The 2,988-nt window shown below is 72.0% G+C and carries 2 protein-coding genes; one reads left to right on the forward strand and one right to left on the reverse strand.

Going from position 1 to position 2,988, the window contains the following annotated elements:
- Nucleotides 1–143: 143 nt before the first annotated feature.
- Nucleotides 144–1,568 (reverse strand): 2-isopropylmalate synthase, encoded by a 1,425-nt coding sequence (locus tag V7050_RS20015; RefSeq protein ID WP_442885618.1) that lies wholly within the window; start codon nt 1,566–1,568, stop codon nt 144–146.
- A 216-nt stretch (nt 1,569–1,784) separates the two neighbouring features.
- Between V7050_RS20015 and V7050_RS20020 the strand changes: the two genes are divergently transcribed.
- Nucleotides 1,785–2,988 (forward strand): NAD+ synthase (locus V7050_RS20020; protein ID WP_324370545.1); only part of this gene is annotated, 1,204 nt, incomplete at its 3' end.

Below are 2,988 nucleotides of genomic sequence, written 5' to 3' on the forward strand. Positions count from 1 at the left end.
CCCGCCTGGGGGCGGGGCGGGCGCTGCCCGGCGGTGCCCGCCGGGCGGGAAGGTGACACTGGGCACGCCCAGACCTCACCCCACGGAGCCGCGTTGCGAACTGCAATGCCCGCCGGTCAGGCGCGTCCCCCGGACCGATCGGCTCACCCGTCGCGCGCCGCCGGGTCGTCCGGCCCCGCCGGCGTCTCGGCGGAGGGAGGCAGGGCGGCATCGGCCGGCGCGACCGGCTGGCCCTCGGACCATTCGCCCTCGAAGGCCTGGCCGCCGGCGAAGGTCATGCGGCCGTTGCCTTGGCGCTGACCTTCCGCAAAATCGCCCTCGTAGACGTCGCCGTTGGGATAGGTCGCCCGGCCGGGCCCGTCGAGCAGCCCGTCCTTCCAGGTCCCCTCGAAGACATAGCCGCCGGCCATGCGCATCGTGCCCCGGCCCGAGCGGACGCCGCCGGCGAAGCCGCCCTCGTATTCGGTGCCGTCGGGATAGGTCGCGACCCCCTCGCCGTCGCGCAGCCCCTCGGCCCATCCGCCCTCGTAGGAATAGCCGTCCGGGGTGGTCAGCTTGCCGGTCCCGTGGTTCTTGCCGTCGGCGAACTCGCCCTCGTAGACCGTGTCGTCAGCATAGCGCGCCACGCCCCGGCCCGAGATCGTCCCGTCCTTCCACTCCCCCTCGTAGCTCGAGCCGTTGGCATAGGTGATCCTGCCGGCGCCCTCCGGCTTGCCGTCCCGGAAATTGCCCTCGTAGACCGAGCCGTCGGGATAGGTCGCCTTGCCCTGGCCGGCGATGCGGCCCTCGCTCCATTCGCCGGTATAGACGAAGCCGTCCACGGCGGTGAGCGTCCCGGCCCCGTGGCGCAGATCCGCCTGGAAGCCGCCCTCGTAGACGTCGCCGTTGGCGGCGGTTGCCCGGCCGAGCCCCTCGCGCCGCCCGGCGACGAAGGCGCCCTCGTAGCGGTCGCCGTTCTCCTGCACGAGCAGCCCCTCGCCCTCGATCTGGCCGGCCTTCCAGCCGCCCTCGTAGCGCGACCCGTCGGCCGAGACCAGCACGCCCCGGCCCTCCGGCGCGCCGCCGGCCATGTCGCCTTCGTAGGTCGATCCGTCGGGATAGGTGATCTTGCCGGTGCCCTGCTTGACGCCGTTCACCCAGCCGCCCTCGTAGCGGTAGCCGTCCGGCCCGGTCAGGATGCCCTGGCCGTGCTGCGCGCCCTTGGCGAAACTGCCCTCGTAGCGCATGCCGTTGGCGTATTCCGCCACACCCTCGCCCTCGATCTCGCCGGCGACCCAGGCGCCCTCGTAGGTGCCGCCGTCGGCGAAGACGATGCGGCCGCGCCCGTCGGGATGGCCGTCCCTGAACTGGCCCACGTATTCGGCCCCGTTGGGAAAGCGCGCCCGGCCCTCGCCCTCGATGCGGCCCTCGACCCAATTGCCGCTGTATTCATAGCCGTTGGGCAGGCGATAGGTGCCCTGGCCGTGCTGGCGCCCGTCCTGGAACGAGCCCTCGTAGACCCCGCCGTTGTCGTATTCCTTGGTCAGGACCTGCGCCGCCGCCGGCCCGCCGAGCGCGGCGAGCGCCATGGCGCATCCGCCGGCCAGAACGATGCTCCGCTGCCGCAAGCCGTCGTGCCGTGCCAAGCGGTTCTCCTCCCCGTCACGTCCTCGGCCGAACATTACGGAGGCGCCCCGGCAGGGACAATGGCTTTTCTGGCCGGCGACCGCGCCCCGGGGCCGGGCCTTGTCATCGGGGACCGCGGGCCTGTATTCGGGTCGGGAGCGCATGGCGGCGGAGGGGCGATGTCCGGCAAGTTCAGGCTGACCATGGCGCAGCTCAATCCCGTGGTGGGGGATCTCGCCGGGAACCGGGCCAAGGCGCTCGCCGCCCACCGGGCGGGACGCGCGGCGGGGGCGGATTTCGTCGCGCTTCCCGAGATGTTCCTGGCGGGCTACCAGCCGCAGGATCTGGTGCTGAAGCCCGCCTTCACCGCCCATGCCATGGCCGAGGTCCGCACCCTCGCCGCGGATTGCGCCGAGGGCCCGCCGCTCGGGATCGGCCTGCCCTGGGCCGAGAGCGGGCGGCTCTACAATGTCTATGCCATCCTCTCGGGCGGGCGTGTCACGGCCATCGCGCGCAAGCACCACCTGCCGAACTACAATGTCTTCGACGAGCCGCGGCTCTATGCCTCCGGCCCGATCTCGGGGCCCTTCGCCATCGGCCCGCTGCGCATGGGCACGCCGATCTGCGAGGATGCCTGGTACGACGACGTCACCGAGGCCATGGCCGAGAGCGGCGCGGAGCTCTTGATGGTCTCCAACGGCTCGCCCTATCGCCGCAATAAATACGACGTGCGGATGAACCACATGGTCAGCCGGGTCGTGGAGACCGGCCTGCCGCTCGTCTATCTCAATTTCGTCGGCGGGCAGGACGACCAGGTCTTCGACGGCGGCTCCTTCGTGCTCAACCCCGGCGGGCGCCTGGCCGTGCAGCTGCCGGTCTTCGAGGAGGTGATCGCCCAGGTCGATTTCGAGCAGGGCGCCGCCGGCTGGCGCGCGCTGCCCGGACGGCTCGACCTCCTGCCGGAGGACACCGAGCTCGACTACCAGGCGATGGTGCTCTCGCTGCGCGACTACATGGGCAAGTCCGGCTTCGCCAGGGCGCTGCTCGGCCTCTCCGGCGGCGTCGACAGCGCGCTCGTCGCCACCATCGCGGCCGATGCGCTCGGGCCGGAGAACCTGCGCTGCGTGATGCTGCCCTCGGAATTCACCTCCGCCGAGAGCCTCGAGGACGCCGCCGCGGTGGCGGGCGCGCTCGGCTGCCGCCTCGACAGCCTGCCCATCGAGGCCGGCCGCGCGGCCATCGGCGCCACGCTGGCGCCGCTCTTTAAGGGCCGCGCCCCGGACGTGACCGAGGAGAACATCCAGTCCCGGCTGCGCGGGCTCATGCTCATGGCGCTGTCGAACAAGTTCGGCGAGATGCTGCTGACCACCGGCAACAAGTCCG

It is taken from the genome of Amaricoccus sp. (assembly GCF_036846665.1).
GTDB lineage: Bacteria > Pseudomonadota > Alphaproteobacteria > Rhodobacterales > Rhodobacteraceae > Amaricoccus.